The organism is Jeotgalicoccus saudimassiliensis (assembly GCF_000756715.1).
GTDB lineage: Bacteria > Bacillota > Bacilli > Staphylococcales > Salinicoccaceae > Jeotgalicoccus > Jeotgalicoccus saudimassiliensis.
Genome location: NZ_CCSE01000001.1, coordinates 479,186 through 496,932 on the forward strand (window position 1 = coordinate 479,186; position 17,747 = coordinate 496,932).

A 17,747-nucleotide genomic window follows, 5' to 3' on the forward strand; every position below is an offset into this window, starting at 1 on the left:
ATGGTAAGGTACATTCGAATTGGAGGAATGAATTATGGCATCACTTAAGAGGGATAAAGGCCTGGATAACACTTTGAAATTAATGAAACAGGGATATCTTTACACGACTAACCAGCGCAACCGTTTAGACACGACTGTGTTTGAAACGAAAGTATTAGGCGGTAAGCCTTTCGCTGTAGTTACAGGTAAAGAAGGCGCTGAAATGTTCTACAACAACGACGTTGTTCAGCGTGAGGGCATGCTTCCGAAACGTATCGTTAATACACTTTTCGGTAAAGGTGCAATCCACACTATCGATGGTAAAAAACACATCGACAGAAAAGCATTATTCATGAGTTTAATGACAGAAGGAAACCTTGACTACGTCCGTGAACTGACACGTACTTTATGGCGTGCAAACACTCAGCGTATGGAAAGCATGGATCAGGTAAACATTTACCGCGAATCTATCGTTCTTCTGACTAAAGTCGGTACCCGCTGGGCCGGAGTCCAGGCACCGCCTGAAGACATCGAAAGAATTGCAACTGATATGGATATCATGATCGACTCATTCAAAGGTCTCGGGGGCGCGTTCAAAGGATACAAAGAATCCAAAGCTGCACGCCGCCGCGTTGAAGACTGGCTTGAGGAACAGATTCTTGAAACTCGTAAAGGAAACATTCATCCGCCGGAAGGCACTGCACTTTACGAATTCGCTCATTGGGAAGACTACCTTGGCAACCCGATGGACTCAAGAAATTGTGCAATCGACTTAATGAACACATTCCGTCCATTAATCGCTATTAACCGTTTTGTGTCATTCGGACTGCTTGCTATGCATGACAACCCGATTACACGTGAGAAAATTAAGAGCGAGCCTGACTATGCATACAAATTTGCACAGGAAGTCCGCCGTTTCTACCCGTTCGTGCCATTCTTACCTGGTAAAGCCAAAGTAGATATCGACTTCCAGGGTGTTACAATTCCTGCGGGTCACGGTCTTGCATTAGACGTATACGGAACAATGCATGACGAAACACTTTGGGAAGATCCAAATGAATTCCGTCCGGAAAGATTCGAAGACTGGGACGGTTCACCGTTTGACCTTATTCCACAGGGCGGCGGAGACTACTGGACTAACCACCGCTGTGCAGGTGAGTGGATTACAGTAATTATCATGGAAGAAACTATGAAGTACTTCGCAGAAAAAGTAACTTATGATGTACCGGAACAGGACTTAACAGTTGATCTTAACAGTATCCCGGGATACGTTAAGAGCGGATTCATCATCAGCAACGTTCAGGAAGTAGTAGACAGAAAATAATTGTAGTATATAAAGAACGCGCAGCCCGTTTATTCGGACTGCGCGTTTATTTTAATTACCGTATATAATTTCTCGGGCCGGTGTATTCCATCATACCGCCTTCAACGTTATGCGCTTCATAACCGTGTGACTGCATATACTCCTGCACGCGTTTTGAACGTCCCCCGGCTTTACAGACGAGATAATAGCTTTTATCTTTATCAAGAGATGATTCATCGAGATTGAACGTGCTCATCGGGTAGTGGACAGCACCCGGCAGAAAGCCTGTTAACTCAAGTTCATCCGTTTCACGAACGTCAATAATAACGCTGTTGTCATCTTTTTGAACAGTATCAATTTGTGAAATATTTATATCCATTTTTACATCCTCCATAGTCTAATTTACAAATTCAATATTATCACAGTTAAATTGTTGTTATAATAAAATAGTATTTAAATTAACCCGAGGTGTTATATGCAGACAGGAAAAATTATTAAAGCACTGAGCGGCTTTTACTATGTAGAATCAAATGATAAAGTGTACGAAACACGCGCTCGCGGCCGTTTCAGAAAAACAGCGGAAAGCCCGCTTGTCGGTGATTACGTTGAATTTCAAATAGAAAACGTCGACGAAGGGTACATTACAGCCATTAAACCGCGTAAAAACTCGCTTATCCGTCCGCCGGTTGCCAATATTGACCAGCTGCTGTTAACGACGAGTTTAAAATCACCGGATTTCAGCTTCTATTTGCTGGACCGCTTTATCGCGTACAGTGAAGCAAACGACATTAATCCGGTTATTATCGTGACAAAAAATGATTTAAGCGACGATGAAGCGCTGATCGAAGAAATTAAATCGGTCTACGGACCGATATATGAAGTTCACTTTACTGATAAAAATCACATTAATGAAGATCTGGCGGATGTGTTTGACGGCAAAACGAGTGTGCTTGCAGGGCAGTCCGGTGCAGGGAAATCGACACTTCTGAACACGCTGCTGCCGCATCTGGATTTAAAGACAAATGAAATATCCAATGCATTAAATCGCGGAAAGCACACGACACGCCACGTTGAACTGATTAATATCAGCGGCGGTTTTATCGCGGATACTCCGGGCTTTGCAACGATCGACTTTTTAAATATCGATAAGTACAATATTAAATTCTGCTTCATTGACTTTAATGAGTACAGCTGCAAGTTCAGGGAATGTCTGCATATTAACGAACCGAAGTGCGGCGTTAAGGCGGCTGTTGAAACAGGAGAGCTCGCACAGTCACGCTACGACAGCTATGTAAAAATTTATAATGAAATTGATAACAGAAAAGAGAGGTATTAGACATGGTTAAAATTTTACCATCATTACTTGCAGGTGATTTTTCAAAACTTGGTGCGGATATTAAAGCGATGGAAGCAGCAGGTGCGGACATTTTCCACCTGGATATAATGGACGGTCAGTTTGTGCCGAATATTTCATACGGTATTCCCGTATGTGAGGCGATTGCCAAAGAAGCAACGATTCCTCTTGATGTTCATTTAATGACTTATGATCCTACACAATTTGTCGATGATTTTAAAAATATGGGTGTCGATATGCTGTCGTTTCACATTGAGGCTACACCGCATGCACACCGCGCGGTGCAGCTGATTAAAAGTAAAGGTATGAAGGCGGGAATTGCATTGAACCCGCAGACACCGGTAGAAGCAGTCCGACATCTGCTCGGCGACGTTGATTTTGTCCTGATTATGACAGTTAATCCGGGCTTCGGCGGACAGGGCTTTATCGATTCGTGCGTTGAAAAACTCGATGAGCTTGTTGAGCTCAGAAAAAACATGGACAACAAGTTTGATATTGAAGTCGACGGCGGCATTAACGGTGAAACGGCAGAAATCGTTAAGACACACGGTGCAAACCTGCTGGTGAGCGGTTCATATTTATTTAAAGCAGACGATAAAGCTGCTGTAATCAGTGCTTTAAAAGGATGATTTTATGAGACGTATGAACGTGCTGCTGAGGGACGTACCTTTTACTCCAGAACACGATGCACCGTGGACGGGTGTGGATGGAGGAGTGAAAGGGCTGCTTGGTGCAGGAATTAAAGTGGAAAAAGCATACGGAGACTTTGACAGCGTGACCCCGGATGATATAGAATTGTTCAGGCAAAGTTTAGCACTCGATATTGTACCGAGTGCTAAAAATTTTACCGACAGTGAACTGGCGCTGCTGTCTCTCGCGGAACTCGGATACACTGCAATTGATGTATATGGTGCGCTCGGCGGCAGAAAAGACCATGAACTTATGAACATCCAGCTGCTCGCACATGAGAAATTACGGACGCTCGATATCCGTCTCCTGAATGAAACGAACGAAATCACGCTGCTGACAGCAGGTGAACATATGATTGAAGCGGATGGTACGAAGAAATATGTGTCGTTTATTCCGCTTCATGATCAGACGCAAGTTTCTCTGAAAGGTTTTAAATATGATATAGAGGATACATATCTGTATATCGGAAAAACTTTAACAGTGAGCAATGAGTTTGAAAAACCGTCGGTAACAGTCAGGACGGATAAAGATATATTGATGATTAAATCAACAGATTAGAGGTGAGTGAATGATATTTGCAGGTGCTCTCGCTAACTCGTTAGCGATTATTATCGGCGGTGCGCTCGGGATGATATTTACATTTATTCCGGAGCATATCAAAGACGCGATTATGAAAATACAGGGATTATTTATTATTACGATGGGTATTCAGATGGTCGTCGGGGCAACCGATATTTTGACGACGCTTATATCACTCATCATCGGGGTAGTTATCGGGGAAGTCGTTAAACTCGAAGAACTGCTCAACCGTTTCGGGCACTTAATGGAGGTCCGGCTCGGTGACAAACACGGCGGTAATATTTCCCAGGGACTGATTTCCGGGATGTTGATCTTTATTGTCGGGGCAATGGGAATTGTCGGCGGTCTGGACGCCGGACTGCAGGGCAGCAATGACGTTCTGTATACGAAAGCGACAATGGACTTCTTCATCGCACTCGTAATGACCACAGCGTATGGACGTGGTGTTATACTGTCCAGTATTCCGACATTCCTGTACATTGCGGCAATTATTATCAGTGCAAGACAGATTGCGAACTTTATACCGGCAGATATACTTGATATGATGGTCGACCAGGTCAGTGCGACAGGCGGGGTTATCCTTCTTGCAATCGGGCTGAACATGCTTAACGTAACACACATGCGTGTCGGCAACATGATACCGGCGATATTTATCGGCATGTTTATCGTCTGGCTGCTGTCATTCTTTTGAACGTAACAACCCCTTCTGATTTTTCAGAAGGGGTTGTTTTGTTGCGGCCGGAAGGAGGGAATTAATCGGGGTTCCGAAAGATCAGTATATATCTATAAAAAAACTGGTATCACTTCTATAAGTGATACCAGTTTTTAAATTGAAGTATTAAACACGTTCAACTTTACCTGATTTTAGCGCGCGAGCAGAAACCCAAACTTTTTTAGGTTTGCCGTCAACCAAAATTCTAACTTTTTGAAGGTTTGCACCAAAAGTTCTTTTGCTTGAGTTAAGCGCGTGAGAACGGTTGTTACCAGATCTTGATCTGCGTCCTGTTACATAACATTCTTTCACCTTGTATCCCACTCCTTTAATTTAATTTACATAATCATGTTCATCTCTTCTTTATGCATACTCCAATATGATACATTAATTCACTGTTATTGTCTATATATTTCGTACAAAATCAGCACCTCGGAAACGTCCGTGAACAGAGGTTCAGTTACTGATGTGAATTTATTTACAATCAATTTATACCTCATATTATATGCTGTACGTAAAATTAATCATTTACGCAGGCTTTGTAAATGGTACAATAGTCAGGTGCAGAGAAGGAATGATTCAGTTCAGGAACTATCTTTAAAGATTTTTAAATCGCCGGGAGGAGGGACAAATAAATGTTGAAATTGCTGCTGTTTGCAGGAATTATGCTGGCCATATTAGTCATTGCACTGGCTTATATTTTCCGTCATGAGCTTGGGACACTGGGGCATAAATACGAAGAGCGTGACAGGATTAAAAAGCTCAGGCATGACATTAAACGTAAAAATATTACGTATGATGCACACATAAAAAAGTTCGGAGCCACGGTTGAAGCAGAGATGCTCGAAGAGGAAATAAAAGAACTGAAACAACTTAAGAGAGAATTGGAGCAGAAAAAATGAAGAAAATGTATTCGGCAATAGCTGTCGGGGTGCTTGTCCTCGCGGGTCTGGTTATCGGACTGATTTTAATGATTTCAAAAGTTGAAAACGGACACGTCGGTGTAATTTACAGTATTAACGGCGGAGTGCAGGATGAAGTGCTCGGTCAGGGATGGCACATCGTTTATCCGACTGAGCGCGTGATTGAATATCCGGTCCGTACGCAGAACAAAAACTACGAATCGCTTGCAGTTGCAACGATTGACGGTAAAACAATCAACATGCCGGTATCTCTGAACTACCACGTGGACAGCGAAAAAGCGGCTGCTGTGTATAAGAAATTCGGTAACGTCACAATTGAAGACCTGGAAGAAGGTTACATAAAAACCCGTATTAATGACGCACTGCGTCAGACGGTGTCAGAGTATACTGTAATTGAAGCGTTCGGTGAACGCATCGGAGACATTAAACTAGAAACGATTGATGTCGCTAAAGCGGATCTTGAAAATGACGGTATTATTATTGAGGATATCATGCTGAGCGCGCCGCAGCCTGATGCGGAAACTCAAAAAGCAATCGACGACCGTGTGAAAGCAACTCAGGAACTGGAACGTAAGAAAACCGATAAACTGATTGCAACAGAAGAGGCAGAACGTAAACGTATTGAAGCTGAAGGTGAAGCAGAAGCAAACAGAGTGATTCAGGAATCGCTTAGTGAGGAAGTGCTGATGCAGCAGCTGATCGAAAAATGGAGCGGCACTCAGCCGATATCAATCGGCGGCGAAGGTGTAATGATTGATTTACCGGCACCGCAGACAGAAGAAGACAAGTCGGAAGAATAAACTTGACGAAAAATATACCTGTATTCAGCAGTTTAAAAAGCTGGATGCAGGTATTTTTTATACCGGCGGATATATGTGTGTTTAAGCAAAATGCAGTATGATATAATATTAACGATGAAGAACATTGGAAAAGGTTCATTTGCAGCCGGGGAAATACGATAATAACACTTGTATTTCCGCACGGTATTTGCTTATAATTAAATGATGTATTGGGAGGCGAAATAAATGGCGCTGGAAATTGAAAATGAATTAGGTAAAATTGAAATTTCTACAGACGTAATAGCAAACATTGCCGGGGGTACTGTCGTAGAATCATACGGCGTAGTCGGTATGGCATCTAAAAACCAGGTCCGTGACGGATTTGCGGAGCTGCTTGGTAAAGAAAATTATTCACGCGGTGTTATCGTTGAACACAACGAAGACAAGCTGAAAATCGATTTATACATTATCGTAGGTTACGGTGTGAAAATTTCGGAAGTGGCATCAAACGTACAATCAACTGTAAAATATAAACTTGAAAAAACACTAGGCTTAAGTATTGAAGCTGTAAACATACACGTACAGGGTGTACGTATTATCGGCGGAGACGAATAGTTGGGGAGGATTTACAATACAATGGATAAGATAGATGGCTTGATGTTCCGCCAGATGATTTTGAGCGGGGCGCGTAATCTGAAAAAAAATGCTGATTATGTAGATTCATTAAACGTTTTCCCCGTTCCGGACGGTGATACGGGTACGAACATGAATCTTTCGATGTCTTCAGGTGCAGCAGAGGTTGAACCGTTAAAAGACGCGCATATCGGTAACGTAGGAAAACATTTCTCTAAAGGACTGCTTATGGGTGCACGCGGTAACTCGGGTGTAATTCTGTCGCAATTATTCAGAGGGTTCTCTAAAGCGATTGAATCCAAGGAATTTATCGATGCAGAGGAATTTATCGAAGCATTAAGACAAGGTGTAAACACTGCATATAAAGCAGTCATGAAACCTGTTGAAGGTACAATTTTAACAGTCGCTAAGGATGCGGGCACAAAAGCGGAAGAATTTAAAGACAGCGGTGCATCGATGATCGATGTGATGACTGCGACGCTTGAAGAGGCAAAAGCTGCACTTCAGCGCACGCCGGACCTGCTGCCGGTACTGAAAGAAGTCGGCGTTGTCGATTCGGGCGGCCAGGGACTTGTGTACGTTTACGAAGGATTTCTGAGTGCAATGACAGGTGAGGAAATTGAGGAAGACCCTGCACAGGCAGAGGCATCTTTTGCAGCTGACGCACATGATCACGACCACGATAATGATTTTAACGATTTTATGAGCGTTGATGATATCGAGTTCGGTTACTGTACTGAGTTTATGGTTCGCTTTGAAGACGATAAACGCAAATTCAACGAAGACGAATTCCGCAGTGAAATGAGCGAATTCGGTGACTCGCTGCTTGTAATCAACGATGACGAAATCGTTAAAGTTCACGTTCATACAGAGACTCCGGGTGAAGCATTTACGTATGCTGCAACATACGGAGAGCTCATCAAGATGAAAGTTGAAAACATGCGCGAACAATTCAGAACTGTTCACGGGGAAACGAATACAGCTGCAGTCGAAAAGCAGTCTTACGACACAGCGATTATTACGATTTCTACAGGTGACGGAATTAACGAACTCTTCAAGAGCATCGGTGTGACGCACGTGATCAACGGCGGACAGACGATGAACCCGGCAACAGAAGACATCGTTAACGTTATTAAAGACGAAGATGTGAAGCAGGTTATTATACTGCCGAACAATAAAAATATTATTATGGCAGCTGAACAGGCTGTAGAAGTATTGGATATTCCTGCAGCAGTGGTTGCTTCAACATCTATTCCGGAAGGACTTGCAAGTATGTTAAGCTTTAATCCGGAAGCTTCACTTGAAGACAACAAAGCTGCAATGAGCGAGTCGCTGGAGCATGTCCAAACAGGACAGGTGACATATTCGGTCCGTGACACTAAAATAGACGGTGTCGACATAAAGAAAGATCAGCATATGGGTATTGCCGAAGGTAAGATTATTACTGCCAACGACTCTAAAAAAGATACGCTTCACACATTAATCACCGGGATGATTGATGAAGATACTGAAATCATTACGATTCTTATCGGTGAAGACGGCTCTGAAGAGGAAGTTGAAGCAGTAGTTGAAGATATTGAAGGCACGCATGAGGATGTTGAATTTGAAATTCATAATGGTGCTCAGCCAGTCTACAGTTATCTAATATCTGTTGAATAACAATATCAGCCGCATCGGTTAATACCGATGTGGCTTTTTGTACTTTAGGAGGGGGAAACTATGAAATTTAAAAGCGTTTTTGATATAATCGGTCCAGTTATGGTCGGACCGTCATCATCACATACAGCAGGTGCAGCCCGCATCGGACTGCTTGCAAGAAGTCTGTTCGGCGGTCAGCCGGACAAAGTGGACATTTACCTGTACGGCTCATTCCGCGACACTTACCAGGGACACGCAACAGACGTGGCGCTGCTCGGCGGAATTTTAGGCTATGACACAGACGACGAAAGAATAATAAATGCAAAACAGGAAGCTGCGGACAATGATCTTACGTATAACTTCATCGAAATGAACGAGGAACGCTCGCACCCGAATACGGCAGTGCTGCATCTTTATAAAGGAGAAGAAGAGCTCGTCATCGAAGGCGTGTCCATTGGTGGCGGTAAGATAGAGCTCGTGAGCATTAACGGTTACAACATTAATATTTCAGGTAACTATCACGCGCTTCTGGTGTTCCACAAAGATGAATTCGGTACGATTGCACGCGTCACGACGAAACTCGGCGATGAACAGCTGAATATTTCCCAGATGAGTGTGTCCCGTAAAGAAAAAGGACAGGTCGCATTAATGACTGTCGAGCTCGACGATACAATTTCAGTGGAAGCATTAGAGGAAATCAGAGCGGTTAAAGGTGTAGACCGTGTAATTGAAATGACAGGAGGCTAATCCATGTTTAACAGTATTAATCAATTAACAGAACGTGCACTGTCAGAAGGCATTTCACTGTCGGAAGTTATGATCAGACAGGAAATGGAAGCGACGGGGCAGAGTTATCTCGATATATACAATTTAATGAAAACAAACTTAACGACGATGGAAGGTGCTGTTGCAGAAGGGCTTGAAGGTGTTCATTCAACGACAGGCCTGACGGGTATGGATGCAGTGAAGATGCAGAAGTACATCGAATCCGGTAAAGGGTTAAGCGGTGAGCTGAACTTACTGGCGATTGCGAACGCAGTCAGCACGAACGAAGTCAATGCGGCAATGGGTAAAATCTGTGCCACACCGACAGCCGGCTCTGCAGGCGTTGTGCCGGGTGTACTGTTTGCGATGGTGAAAAAAGACCCGTCTATTACAGAAGAACAGAAAATCCGTTTCCTGTTCACGTCGGGTGCATTCGGTTTTGTCGTAGCAAATAACGCAAGCATCTCGGGTGCTGCAGGCGGCTGCCAGGCGGAAGTCGGCAGTGCCAGCGCAATGGCGGCAGCCGCCCTCGTGGAACTTGCAGGCGGAACGCCGGAGATGAGTGCGCACGCATTTGCGATTGCCATGAAGAATATGCTCGGACTCGTCTGCGACCCGGTCGCAGGACTGGTCGAAGTGCCGTGTGTTAAGCGTAATGCTGCAGGTGCAACAAATGCACTGACTGCTGCAGATATGGCACTCGCGGGTATCGAATCACGTATTCCTGCCGATGAAGTCATCGAAGCAATGTACAAAATCGGCTTAACGATGCCGTCGGCATTACGCGAAACAGGACGCGGCGGTCTGGCTGCAACTCCGACGGGAGAACGCTTAAAAGCTGAACTGTTCGGTGCGAAATAATGAGCGGCATTCATGTCGTGCAAAGTCCTGACAGAAGTATTAAAGAGCTGAAGGGCGTCGGCGACAAAGTAGCGGAAAAATTGTCCGGCATCGGCATTACGGGTATGAACGATGTACTCTTTACGCTGCCTGCCGGCTACATAGATCACAGCGTGGTCAATTTAAATGAAGCACCGGACGGTGCGAATATTACGATTGAAGGTACGGTGAAAACAGAACCGCAGGTTGCTTTTTTTAGAAAAGGCAAAAGCCGTCTGACATTCTTTATGGATGTCGACGGCATTTACGTTAAAATTACTTTCTTTAATCAGCCGTACTTAAAGAGCAAAATTATCAACGGTGAATTTGCACGTCTGTACGGTAAATTTAACCGCAACAAACTTGAAATTAACGGCACAAAACTGATCTTTGAAGCGGGCGGCGGCTATCAGGTGAAGTATCCGCTCGGCGGTGTCATGCAGGCGAAGACATTCCAGAAAATTGTCCGTTCGGCATTTGAGACGGCAACGTTTAACAACGATCTGCCGGATACGCTGAAAGCGAAATATAAACTGATGCCGATTAAAGACGCGCTGCACGCACTGCATTTTCCGGACAGTCCGGATACGGTCAAAGCAGCGCGCCGCACTATTAAATTTTATGAGCTGTATCACTACCAGCTTAAAATTATGGAACGCCGTCAGAAAGAACGTGTCAGAAGCGACCGTTTTATCGTCGACTATGATATTGATAAGCTTAAGCTCTTTATCGATACGCTGCCGTTTGAACTGACGGGCGATCAGAAAAAAAGTGTCAACGACATATGCCGCGATTTTAAGCAGAATATTTCCATGCACCGCCTTTTGCAGGGGGATGTGGGAAGCGGTAAAACGATTGTTGCCGGTATTTGTGTATACGCGGTGAAGACAATCGGCGAGCAGAGTGCCGTGATGGTACCGACAGAAGTGCTCGCAAACCAGCATTATGAAAGCTTTAAAGATACTTACGGTGATGAACTTGTGATTGCGAAATTGACGGGGACCACGAAACCGGCGGAGAAACGGGACATTCTGGCACGGCTTGCTGCCGGTGAAATCGACCTGCTCGTCGGTACGCATTCACTGATTGAAGACGATGTGCTGTTCGACCGTCTGTCGTTTATAATTATCGATGAGCAGCACCGGTTCGGTGTGAATCAGCGCGATAAACTGAATAATAAGGCATACCGTAAAAACGTGCTGTACATGACGGCGACACCGATACCGAGAACTTTATCGATTACATCATACGGCGATATGGACGTCTCAGTTATTCGTGAGATGCCTGCCGGACGCATTCCGATTGAGACGGAGTGGCGCCGCTTTAAAGAACTTGACTACGTGCTCGGTTTCGTTAAATCTGAAATCGATAAAGGGCACAGCGCCTACATCGTCGCGCCTCTAATTGAAGAGTCGGAGACGCTCGATTTAAAAAACGTCTACGAAATTCATGAGATTTTTGAAGAGTATTTCAGTCCGGAAGATGTCGTGCTCGTGCACGGGCGGATGAAGGCTGAAGAGAAAAATGAAGCGATGCGTTCGTTTGAAGCACTTGAAAAACCACTGCTCGTATCGACAACGGTTATCGAAGTCGGTATTAACGTGCCGAACGCAACGGCGATTGTAATTTTTAACGCCGAGCGCTTCGGACTGTCAACGCTGCATCAGCTGCGCGGACGGGTCGGACGAAGCAGTAAAAAGAGTTACTGTGTACTGGTCAGCGACCCCGCAACGGAAAACGCCAAGCAGCGTATGGATATTATGACGAGTACGACGGACGGCTTTGTCTTAAGCGAACGCGACCTCGAAATGCGCGGACCCGGAGATTATTTCGGAGTGCGCCAGAGCGGTCTGCCGCAGTTTAAAGTGGCCGATATTACCGAGGACTACAGAATACTTGAAGTCGCGCGCGATGAAGCAGTTAAAGTATATGAGAGTAATAATTTATAGCACAGGATGCTGACGGGAGGGAATATCTGTTGAGAATCTTTATAAGAAGTCTTGGAATACTGATGATACTGGCTGCGATTGTACTGTTTTTCTGGCAGGACATCCGCGAGTATTTTACAGATCAGGTCAATGACCGGTTAATTACAGCCTATCAGGACGGTGACGATGATGTGAAGCTGAATCCGATAGAAACGCTCGTCACCGGTGTCGAACAGGATACTAAAGGCATTAATATCGGTGAAAACATGGCCGGTGTACTGGAAATTGCCAGTGCAGATATTCTTGAGCCCCTGTACTATGGCCCGCTGACAGAAGAAAAACTCCGTAACGGCGTCAGCATGCTTGAAGAAACGGATCACCTCGATATGCAGAACATACCGATTGCCGGTCACCGGGTTGAAGGAGCCGGCATCCGGTTCAACTATATCGACCGAGCTGAAGTCGGCGATGAAATTAATCTAATTACCCGTGACGAAACGCGCGTCTATAAAATAACCGAAATGTTCGAAGTTGAGCCGTCGGAAGTAAGTGTGCTGGACCAGAACGAAGGCGACGTCCAGGAGCTGACGCTTGTGACGTGTGAAGATTATAATCCGGACACACTATTATTTGAGAAACGGCTGATTGTAACAGCCGAGCTTGTTGAGGCAGAATAAACTAACATCCAAATCCGTATTATGGGCGGGTTTGGGTGTTTTTTGTTGTTTTGGCAGGGCGACACTGTCAGTCAAGTCCGTTTGAGTGGCAGTGTCGTTTCCATATTGTCCGACAACCCCATTTATAGGACAGTGTCGTTTCCACATTGTCCGACAACCCCATTTATCGGACAGTGTCGCTTCCACATTGTCAGTCAAAACCATTTAAGTGACAGTGTCAGTTCTACATTGTCAGTCAAGTCCGTTTGAGTGACAGTGTCGGTTCCACATTGTCAGACAAGTCCGTTTGAGTGACAGTGTCGCTTCTGCATTGTCAGTCAAGTCCGTTTGAGTGACAGTGTCGCTTCCACATTGTCCGACAACCCCATTTATCGGACAGTGTCGCTTCTACATTGTCAGTCAAAACCATTTAAGTGACAGTGTCGCCCCCCATCCCTCCTACCTCAAGACCCATCCACCCCCAAAATCATTCATCTACCGCCAATTTTAACGCTAATATAAAAATACTTTCCCAAATTAATTGAAATCATGAGCCAGGTTTTATATACTGATTCTAGTGTTATATATAGATATTAATACCAACTACTAAAAGAGGAATCAGAATGGTGAAGCTAAAAAAACAGGAACGTCAATCGAGTTTGGAGTCTCATATTTCCGAGGACCCGTTTTTAACGGATGAGCAGCTTGCAAATATTTTCGGTGTATCGATTCAGACGATACGTCTCGACCGGCTGGAACTGAACATTCCTGAGCTGCGTGCACGCATTAAAAATGTAGCGCGTGAAGGTGTCGACAAGATCCGCTCACTGTCTATTCAGGAAGTAGTCGGAGAAATTATCGATATTGAACTGAATGAGAGCGCGCTGTCGCTGTTTATCATAGAAGAGGGTCACGTGTTCGAAAAGAATCACATCGCACGGGGACACTTCCTGTTCGCCCAGGCGAACTCGCTTTGTGTCGCGCTGATCGATGAGCCGCTTGCGTTAACGCAAAGTGCGGCTGTGGATTTCAAGCGTCCGGCGAAGCTGCATGATAAAGTAATTGCAAAAGCGAAAGTTACAGCGATGGATAATAATAAAGCGCACATCGAAGTGGAATCAAAAGTCGATGGCAAAGTAATTTTTACTGGTAAATTTGAAATGTATTATAAAGACGAAGGTGAATAAACGATGGCTAAAATTGCTGTAGATTTAATGGGTGGAGATAACGCCCCGAAAGCGATAGAAGAAGGTATACTTCAGGCGGTGGACACGTTTGAAGATGTAGAGATTCTGGCATACGGCATGGCGGGAAGCTACAGCGGAAACCATCCGCGGGTTACTTTCATCGAAGTGACGGAAAAAATCGAATCGGAAGATGATCCGGTCAAATCTGTCAGACGCAAAAAAGACAGCTCGCTTGTCAGAGCGGTTAAAGCTGTTGAGGACGGTGAAGCAGAAGCAATCGTTTCAGCGGGGAACACCGGTGCGATTATGAGTGCGGGGCTCTTCGGCGTCAAACGGATTAAAGGAATCGAACGACCTGCAATTACGACGATGCTCCCGACAACATCCGGCAAAGGTATGCTGATGCTTGATATGGGTGCGAACTCTGAAAACAAACCGAACCATTTACTCCAGTTTGCACAGATGGCAAGCGTGTACATGGAAAATATTGAAGGGCGTAAAAATCCGACAATCGGTTTAATTAACAACGGCAGCGAGGAAATTAAAGGCACAGAACTGACGAAAGAAACTTATCAGCTGTTAAAACACAGCGGACTGAACTTCGCCGGGTTCTTTGAAACGCGTGATATTTTAACAGGTGATGTGGATATCGCAGTGACTGACGGTTTTACAGGGAACGTCGTATTAAAAACAATTGAAGGTACATCATCAAGCCTGCTCGGCGAAGTGAAGAAAATCATGATGAAGAATCCGGTGAACAAACTTGCGGCACTGGCAATGAAAAATGATTTCCAGGAGCTTAAAAACATGCTCGACTACAGACAATTCGGCGGTGCACCGCTGATGGGGCTGCAGGGCAACGTCATTAAAGCCCACGGTTCTTCGGATGCGACTGCGATTGTCAACGCGGTTAAACAGGCTAAGATTATGGCTGACTCAGGCACGATCGACAAAATTAAAGATTTGATAGGTGAAACAAATGAGTAAATTAATTATTTTTCCGGGACAGGGTGCCCAGTACGGAGGAATGGCTAAAGATTTATATGAACAGAACGATAAATCCCGCGCCGTACTCGATGAAATTTTTTCATATGTTAACTTTGACTTAAAAGAGATTATGTTCAGCGAAGATGATGCGCGTTTAAACGATACGAAATACACGCAGCCGGCATTATTCGCACACAGCCTGGCGGTTCTTGCAGCAACAGGTCTTAAAGGTAATTACCTGCTCGGTCATTCACTTGGTGAACTTCCGGCACTTGTACACGCAGGTGTCGTGTCACTGGAAGACGGGGTTAAGCTTGTAACGACCCGCGGTGAACTGATGAGTCAGGCGGACAGCGGTGCAATGGCAGCTGTAATCGGCATGGGCTTTAAAGATCTTGAAGAAGCGTGTATCAGCGTATCGGACGACAACTCCAAAGTTGCACCGGCAAACATCAATGCACCGGACCAGGTCGTTGTGTCAGGTGATACTGATGCAGTTGAACGCTTTAAGGAACTTGCGAAAGAACGCGGTGCACGCCGCATCATCCCATTAAAAGTATCGGGTGCATTCCACTCCCACTTAATGGAGCCGGCACGCGCCGAGTTTAAATCATTCGTCGATACGATTGACTTTAAAGATGCACAAATTCCGGTCATTCAAAACGTCAGCGCGAAAGCTGAAACGGATGCGTCGGTAATCAAACATCAGTTCGTTGAGCAGATTACACATCCGGTACGTTTTGTTGAGTGTGTGGAAACTGCTGCCGAGCTTGGTGTGACAGAAGCAGTGGAGGTCGGACCGAAGAAAGTCCAGTCCGGTCTGGTGCGTAAAATTACAAAAGAAATATCTACTTCAAATATCGATACATTCGAACAGGCAGAGGTGTTTTTAAATGAGTAAAATTGCATTGGTTACAGGTGCATCTCGCGGTATCGGCCGTGAGATTGCATTAACACTGGCTGAAGACGGCCATACGGTAATCGTGAACTATTCAGGATCAAAAGACAAAGCGGACGACGTTGTCAAAGAAATCGAAGCAAAAGGCGGCACAGCTGAAAGCTACCAGTGCCACGTGCAGAACGCAGACGACGTTAAAGCGATGATTAAACACATTACGGATACGTACGGCTCAATCGACATCGTTGTTAACAACGCGGGCATTACACGCGACAATCTGTTAATGCGCATGAAAGAAGAAGAATTCGATGATGTAATCGACGTCAATCTTAAAGGTGCATTTAATGTAATTAAGAGCGTGTCGCGTCCGATGATCCGTCAGAAATCAGGACGTATCGTCAACATTTCGAGCATTGTCGGTTCACTCGGCAACGCCGGACAGACGAACTACGTTGCAACGAAAGCTGCAATTGACGGCATGACAAAATCCGTTGCCCGTGAACTGGCTTCGAAAAACATTACAGTGAACGGTGTTGCGCCGGGCTTCATCAAGAGCGATATGACAGACGTCCTCGGAGATGATATTAAAGACGGCATGATGCAGCAGATTCCATTGAAACATTTCGGTGAAACGAAGGATATTGCAAACGCTGTAAGCTTCTTAACAAGCGACAAAGCATCGTACATTACAGGTCAGATATTACACGTCAACGGCGGTATGTACATGGGTTAAAAGCTGTGATATTATTTAAGGGAGGTGAATTTAACAATGGCTAATATTGATAAAATCAAAGACATCATCGTTGACAAACTTGGCATCGATGAAGAAAAAGTAACAAGAGAAGCATCTTTCAAAGATGACCTTGGAGCAGACTCACTTGACATCGCTGAATTAGTGATGGAACTTGAAGATGAGTTTGATATGGAAATCCCTGATGAGGAAGCTGAAAAAATCAACACAGTAGGCGACGCATTAGATTTCATTGACAAAATTGAAAAAGAACAATAAAACACTTGAAAAATCCACTTATGATGAAGTGGATTTTTCTTTGTGGATAAATACAAAAAATAGTAAAATAAATGAGGTGGATATATGGATTTTAAAGTAGTGCTGGACAAAGTTAAAACCGATGCTTCGGCACAAAATAAACTCGATAATTTTAACGTTATATTTAAAGAATTCGCGGACAAAATTAATATTAAAGTCGATAAAACAGGTCTTTATCAGCAGGCGTTTATGCACAGCTCTTATATTAATGATCTCGGGCTCGATAAGAGATACAACAACGAGCGTCTCGAATTTCTCGGCGATGCAGTACTAGAATTGATGGTATCAGATCATATTTTTAACAAGTACGAAGAACTTCCTGAAGGCAGGCTGACTAAACTTCGTGCGAATATCGTGTGTGAACCTTCACTTGTAGTATTTGCCTCGAAACTCGATATGCCGGCATTAATTCTGCTCGGACGCGGCGAAGAAAAGACCGGGGGCAGAAACCGCCCGTCAATCGTCAGTGATGCGTTTGAAGCATTTCTCGGTGCACTGTATCTCGACCAGGGAAGCGCCGGTGCGTGGAAATTTTTAGAGGACTTTGTTTTCCCGCACATCGTTTCAAAAGACTATAATGCAGTCATCGACTATAAGACGATGCTGCAGGAATATTCGCATCAGGCGTTTTCCGAAAGTGTCACATATGAACTGGTGAGCGCATCTGGACCGAGCCACCACCGCAAGTTTGATACGGAAGTATCCATCGGCGGCAAAGTGCGCGGTACGGGGACAGGTTTATCGAAAAAAGAATCAGAACAACAAGCAGCGAGAAGCGCATTACATGCGCTCGGCCAAGAGGTGTAGGG

21 protein-coding genes are annotated in these 17,747 nt (G+C 44.7%); 19 read left to right on the top strand and 2 right to left on the bottom strand.

What is annotated here, in order from left to right:
* The first annotated feature begins 34 nt into the window (after window positions 1-34).
* Window positions 35-1,303 (top strand): cytochrome P450, encoded by a 1,269-nt coding sequence (locus RZ44_RS02365; RefSeq protein ID WP_035808054.1) that lies wholly within the window; start codon window positions 35-37, stop codon window positions 1,301-1,303.
* A gap of 55 nt (window positions 1,304-1,358) precedes the next feature.
* On the opposite strand, the gene RZ44_RS02370 is transcribed toward RZ44_RS02365, so the two are convergent.
* Window positions 1,359-1,661 carry a rhodanese-like domain-containing protein gene (locus RZ44_RS02370; RefSeq protein ID WP_035808055.1) on the bottom strand — a complete coding sequence of 101 codons (303 nt, stop codon included), beginning with the start codon at window positions 1,659-1,661 and terminating at the stop codon, window positions 1,359-1,361.
* Window positions 1,662-1,757: 96 nt separating this feature from the next.
* On the opposite strand from RZ44_RS02370, the gene rsgA reads away from it, so the two are divergent.
* The 4 genes from rsgA to RZ44_RS02390 are packed head-to-tail and all read left to right on the top strand — an operon-like array spanning window position 1,758 to window position 4,596.
* A complete protein-coding gene (rsgA, locus tag RZ44_RS02375) occupies window positions 1,758-2,618 on the top strand; it encodes a ribosome small subunit-dependent GTPase A (protein ID WP_035808057.1) in 861 nt (286 codons plus the stop codon).
* Window positions 2,619-2,620: 2 nt separating this feature from the next.
* Window positions 2,621-3,265: a ribulose-phosphate 3-epimerase gene (gene rpe / locus RZ44_RS02380; protein ID WP_035808059.1), complete on the top strand. Its 645-nt coding sequence runs from the start codon at window positions 2,621-2,623 to the stop codon at window positions 3,263-3,265.
* A gap of 4 nt (window positions 3,266-3,269) precedes the next feature.
* Complete coding sequence (locus RZ44_RS02385; RefSeq protein ID WP_035808060.1) at window positions 3,270-3,884, top strand: thiamine diphosphokinase; 615 nt, start codon at window positions 3,270-3,272, stop codon at window positions 3,882-3,884.
* Window positions 3,885-3,894: 10 nt separating this feature from the next.
* Window positions 3,895-4,596: a DUF554 domain-containing protein gene (locus tag RZ44_RS02390; RefSeq protein WP_035808061.1), complete on the top strand. Its 702-nt coding sequence runs from the start codon at window positions 3,895-3,897 to the stop codon at window positions 4,594-4,596.
* A gap of 147 nt (window positions 4,597-4,743) precedes the next feature.
* Here the strand turns inward: RZ44_RS02390 and rpmB are convergent, their stop codons facing one another.
* Window positions 4,744-4,929: a 50S ribosomal protein L28 gene (gene rpmB / locus RZ44_RS11105; protein WP_074431608.1), complete on the bottom strand. Its 186-nt coding sequence runs from the start codon at window positions 4,927-4,929 to the stop codon at window positions 4,744-4,746.
* Between the two features lie 323 nt (window positions 4,930-5,252).
* On the opposite strand from rpmB, the gene RZ44_RS02395 reads away from it, so the two are divergent.
* From RZ44_RS02395 to rnc, 14 genes are all read left to right on the top strand, one after another.
* On the top strand, window positions 5,253-5,519 hold the full coding sequence (locus RZ44_RS02395) for a hypothetical protein (protein ID WP_035808064.1): 267 nt from the start codon (window positions 5,253-5,255) through the stop codon (window positions 5,517-5,519).
* Window positions 5,516-6,340: a prohibitin family protein gene (locus RZ44_RS02400; protein WP_035808066.1), complete on the top strand. Its 825-nt coding sequence runs from the start codon at window positions 5,516-5,518 to the stop codon at window positions 6,338-6,340. Before RZ44_RS02395 ends, RZ44_RS02400 begins: the two co-directional genes overlap by 4 nt.
* Before the next feature lie 225 nt (window positions 6,341-6,565).
* Entirely contained in the window at window positions 6,566-6,934 is a 369-nt protein-coding gene (locus RZ44_RS02405; RefSeq protein WP_035808068.1) for an Asp23/Gls24 family envelope stress response protein, read from the top strand.
* Window positions 6,935-6,955: 21 nt separating this feature from the next.
* Window positions 6,956-8,611 (top strand): DAK2 domain-containing protein, encoded by a 1,656-nt coding sequence (locus RZ44_RS02410; RefSeq protein ID WP_035808069.1) that lies wholly within the window; start codon window positions 6,956-6,958, stop codon window positions 8,609-8,611.
* A 60-nt stretch (window positions 8,612-8,671) separates the two neighbouring features.
* Window positions 8,672-9,337, top strand: coding sequence for an L-serine ammonia-lyase, iron-sulfur-dependent subunit beta (sdaAB, locus tag RZ44_RS02415; protein WP_035808071.1), 666 nt, complete (start codon window positions 8,672-8,674; stop codon window positions 9,335-9,337).
* A 3-nt stretch (window positions 9,338-9,340) separates the two neighbouring features.
* Window positions 9,341-10,216, top strand: coding sequence for an L-serine ammonia-lyase, iron-sulfur-dependent, subunit alpha (sdaAA, locus tag RZ44_RS02420; protein WP_035808073.1), 876 nt, complete (start codon window positions 9,341-9,343; stop codon window positions 10,214-10,216).
* Window positions 10,216-12,183 carry an ATP-dependent DNA helicase RecG gene (gene recG / locus RZ44_RS02425; protein ID WP_035808076.1) on the top strand — a complete coding sequence of 656 codons (1,968 nt, stop codon included), beginning with the start codon at window positions 10,216-10,218 and terminating at the stop codon, window positions 12,181-12,183. The genes sdaAA and recG overlap by 1 nt, the downstream gene beginning before the upstream one ends.
* A 29-nt stretch (window positions 12,184-12,212) precedes the next feature.
* Window positions 12,213-12,839, top strand: coding sequence for a sortase (locus tag RZ44_RS02430; RefSeq protein WP_035808078.1), 627 nt, complete (start codon window positions 12,213-12,215; stop codon window positions 12,837-12,839).
* A 602-nt stretch (window positions 12,840-13,441) separates the two neighbouring features.
* Window positions 13,442-14,005 carry a transcription factor FapR gene (gene fapR, locus RZ44_RS02435; protein ID WP_141638971.1) on the top strand — a complete coding sequence of 188 codons (564 nt, stop codon included), beginning with the start codon at window positions 13,442-13,444 and terminating at the stop codon, window positions 14,003-14,005.
* 3 nt (window positions 14,006-14,008) lie between these two features.
* A complete protein-coding gene (plsX, locus tag RZ44_RS02440) occupies window positions 14,009-14,992 on the top strand; it encodes a phosphate acyltransferase PlsX (protein ID WP_035808080.1) in 984 nt (327 codons plus the stop codon).
* The gene (fabD, locus tag RZ44_RS02445; RefSeq protein ID WP_035808082.1) at window positions 14,985-15,893 is read left to right on the top strand and encodes an ACP S-malonyltransferase; all 909 of its coding nucleotides are present in this window, start codon (window positions 14,985-14,987) and stop codon (window positions 15,891-15,893) included. The genes plsX and fabD overlap by 8 nt, the downstream gene beginning before the upstream one ends.
* Entirely contained in the window at window positions 15,886-16,623 is a 738-nt protein-coding gene (fabG, locus tag RZ44_RS02450; protein ID WP_035808083.1) for a 3-oxoacyl-[acyl-carrier-protein] reductase, read from the top strand. The genes fabD and fabG overlap by 8 nt, the downstream gene beginning before the upstream one ends.
* A 36-nt stretch (window positions 16,624-16,659) precedes the next feature.
* Complete coding sequence (locus RZ44_RS02455) at window positions 16,660-16,899, top strand: acyl carrier protein (protein WP_026867576.1); 240 nt, start codon at window positions 16,660-16,662, stop codon at window positions 16,897-16,899.
* A gap of 84 nt (window positions 16,900-16,983) precedes the next feature.
* The gene (gene rnc / locus RZ44_RS02460; RefSeq protein WP_035808087.1) at window positions 16,984-17,745 is read left to right on the top strand and encodes a ribonuclease III; all 762 of its coding nucleotides are present in this window, start codon (window positions 16,984-16,986) and stop codon (window positions 17,743-17,745) included.
* Window positions 17,746-17,747 lie beyond the last annotated feature (2 nt).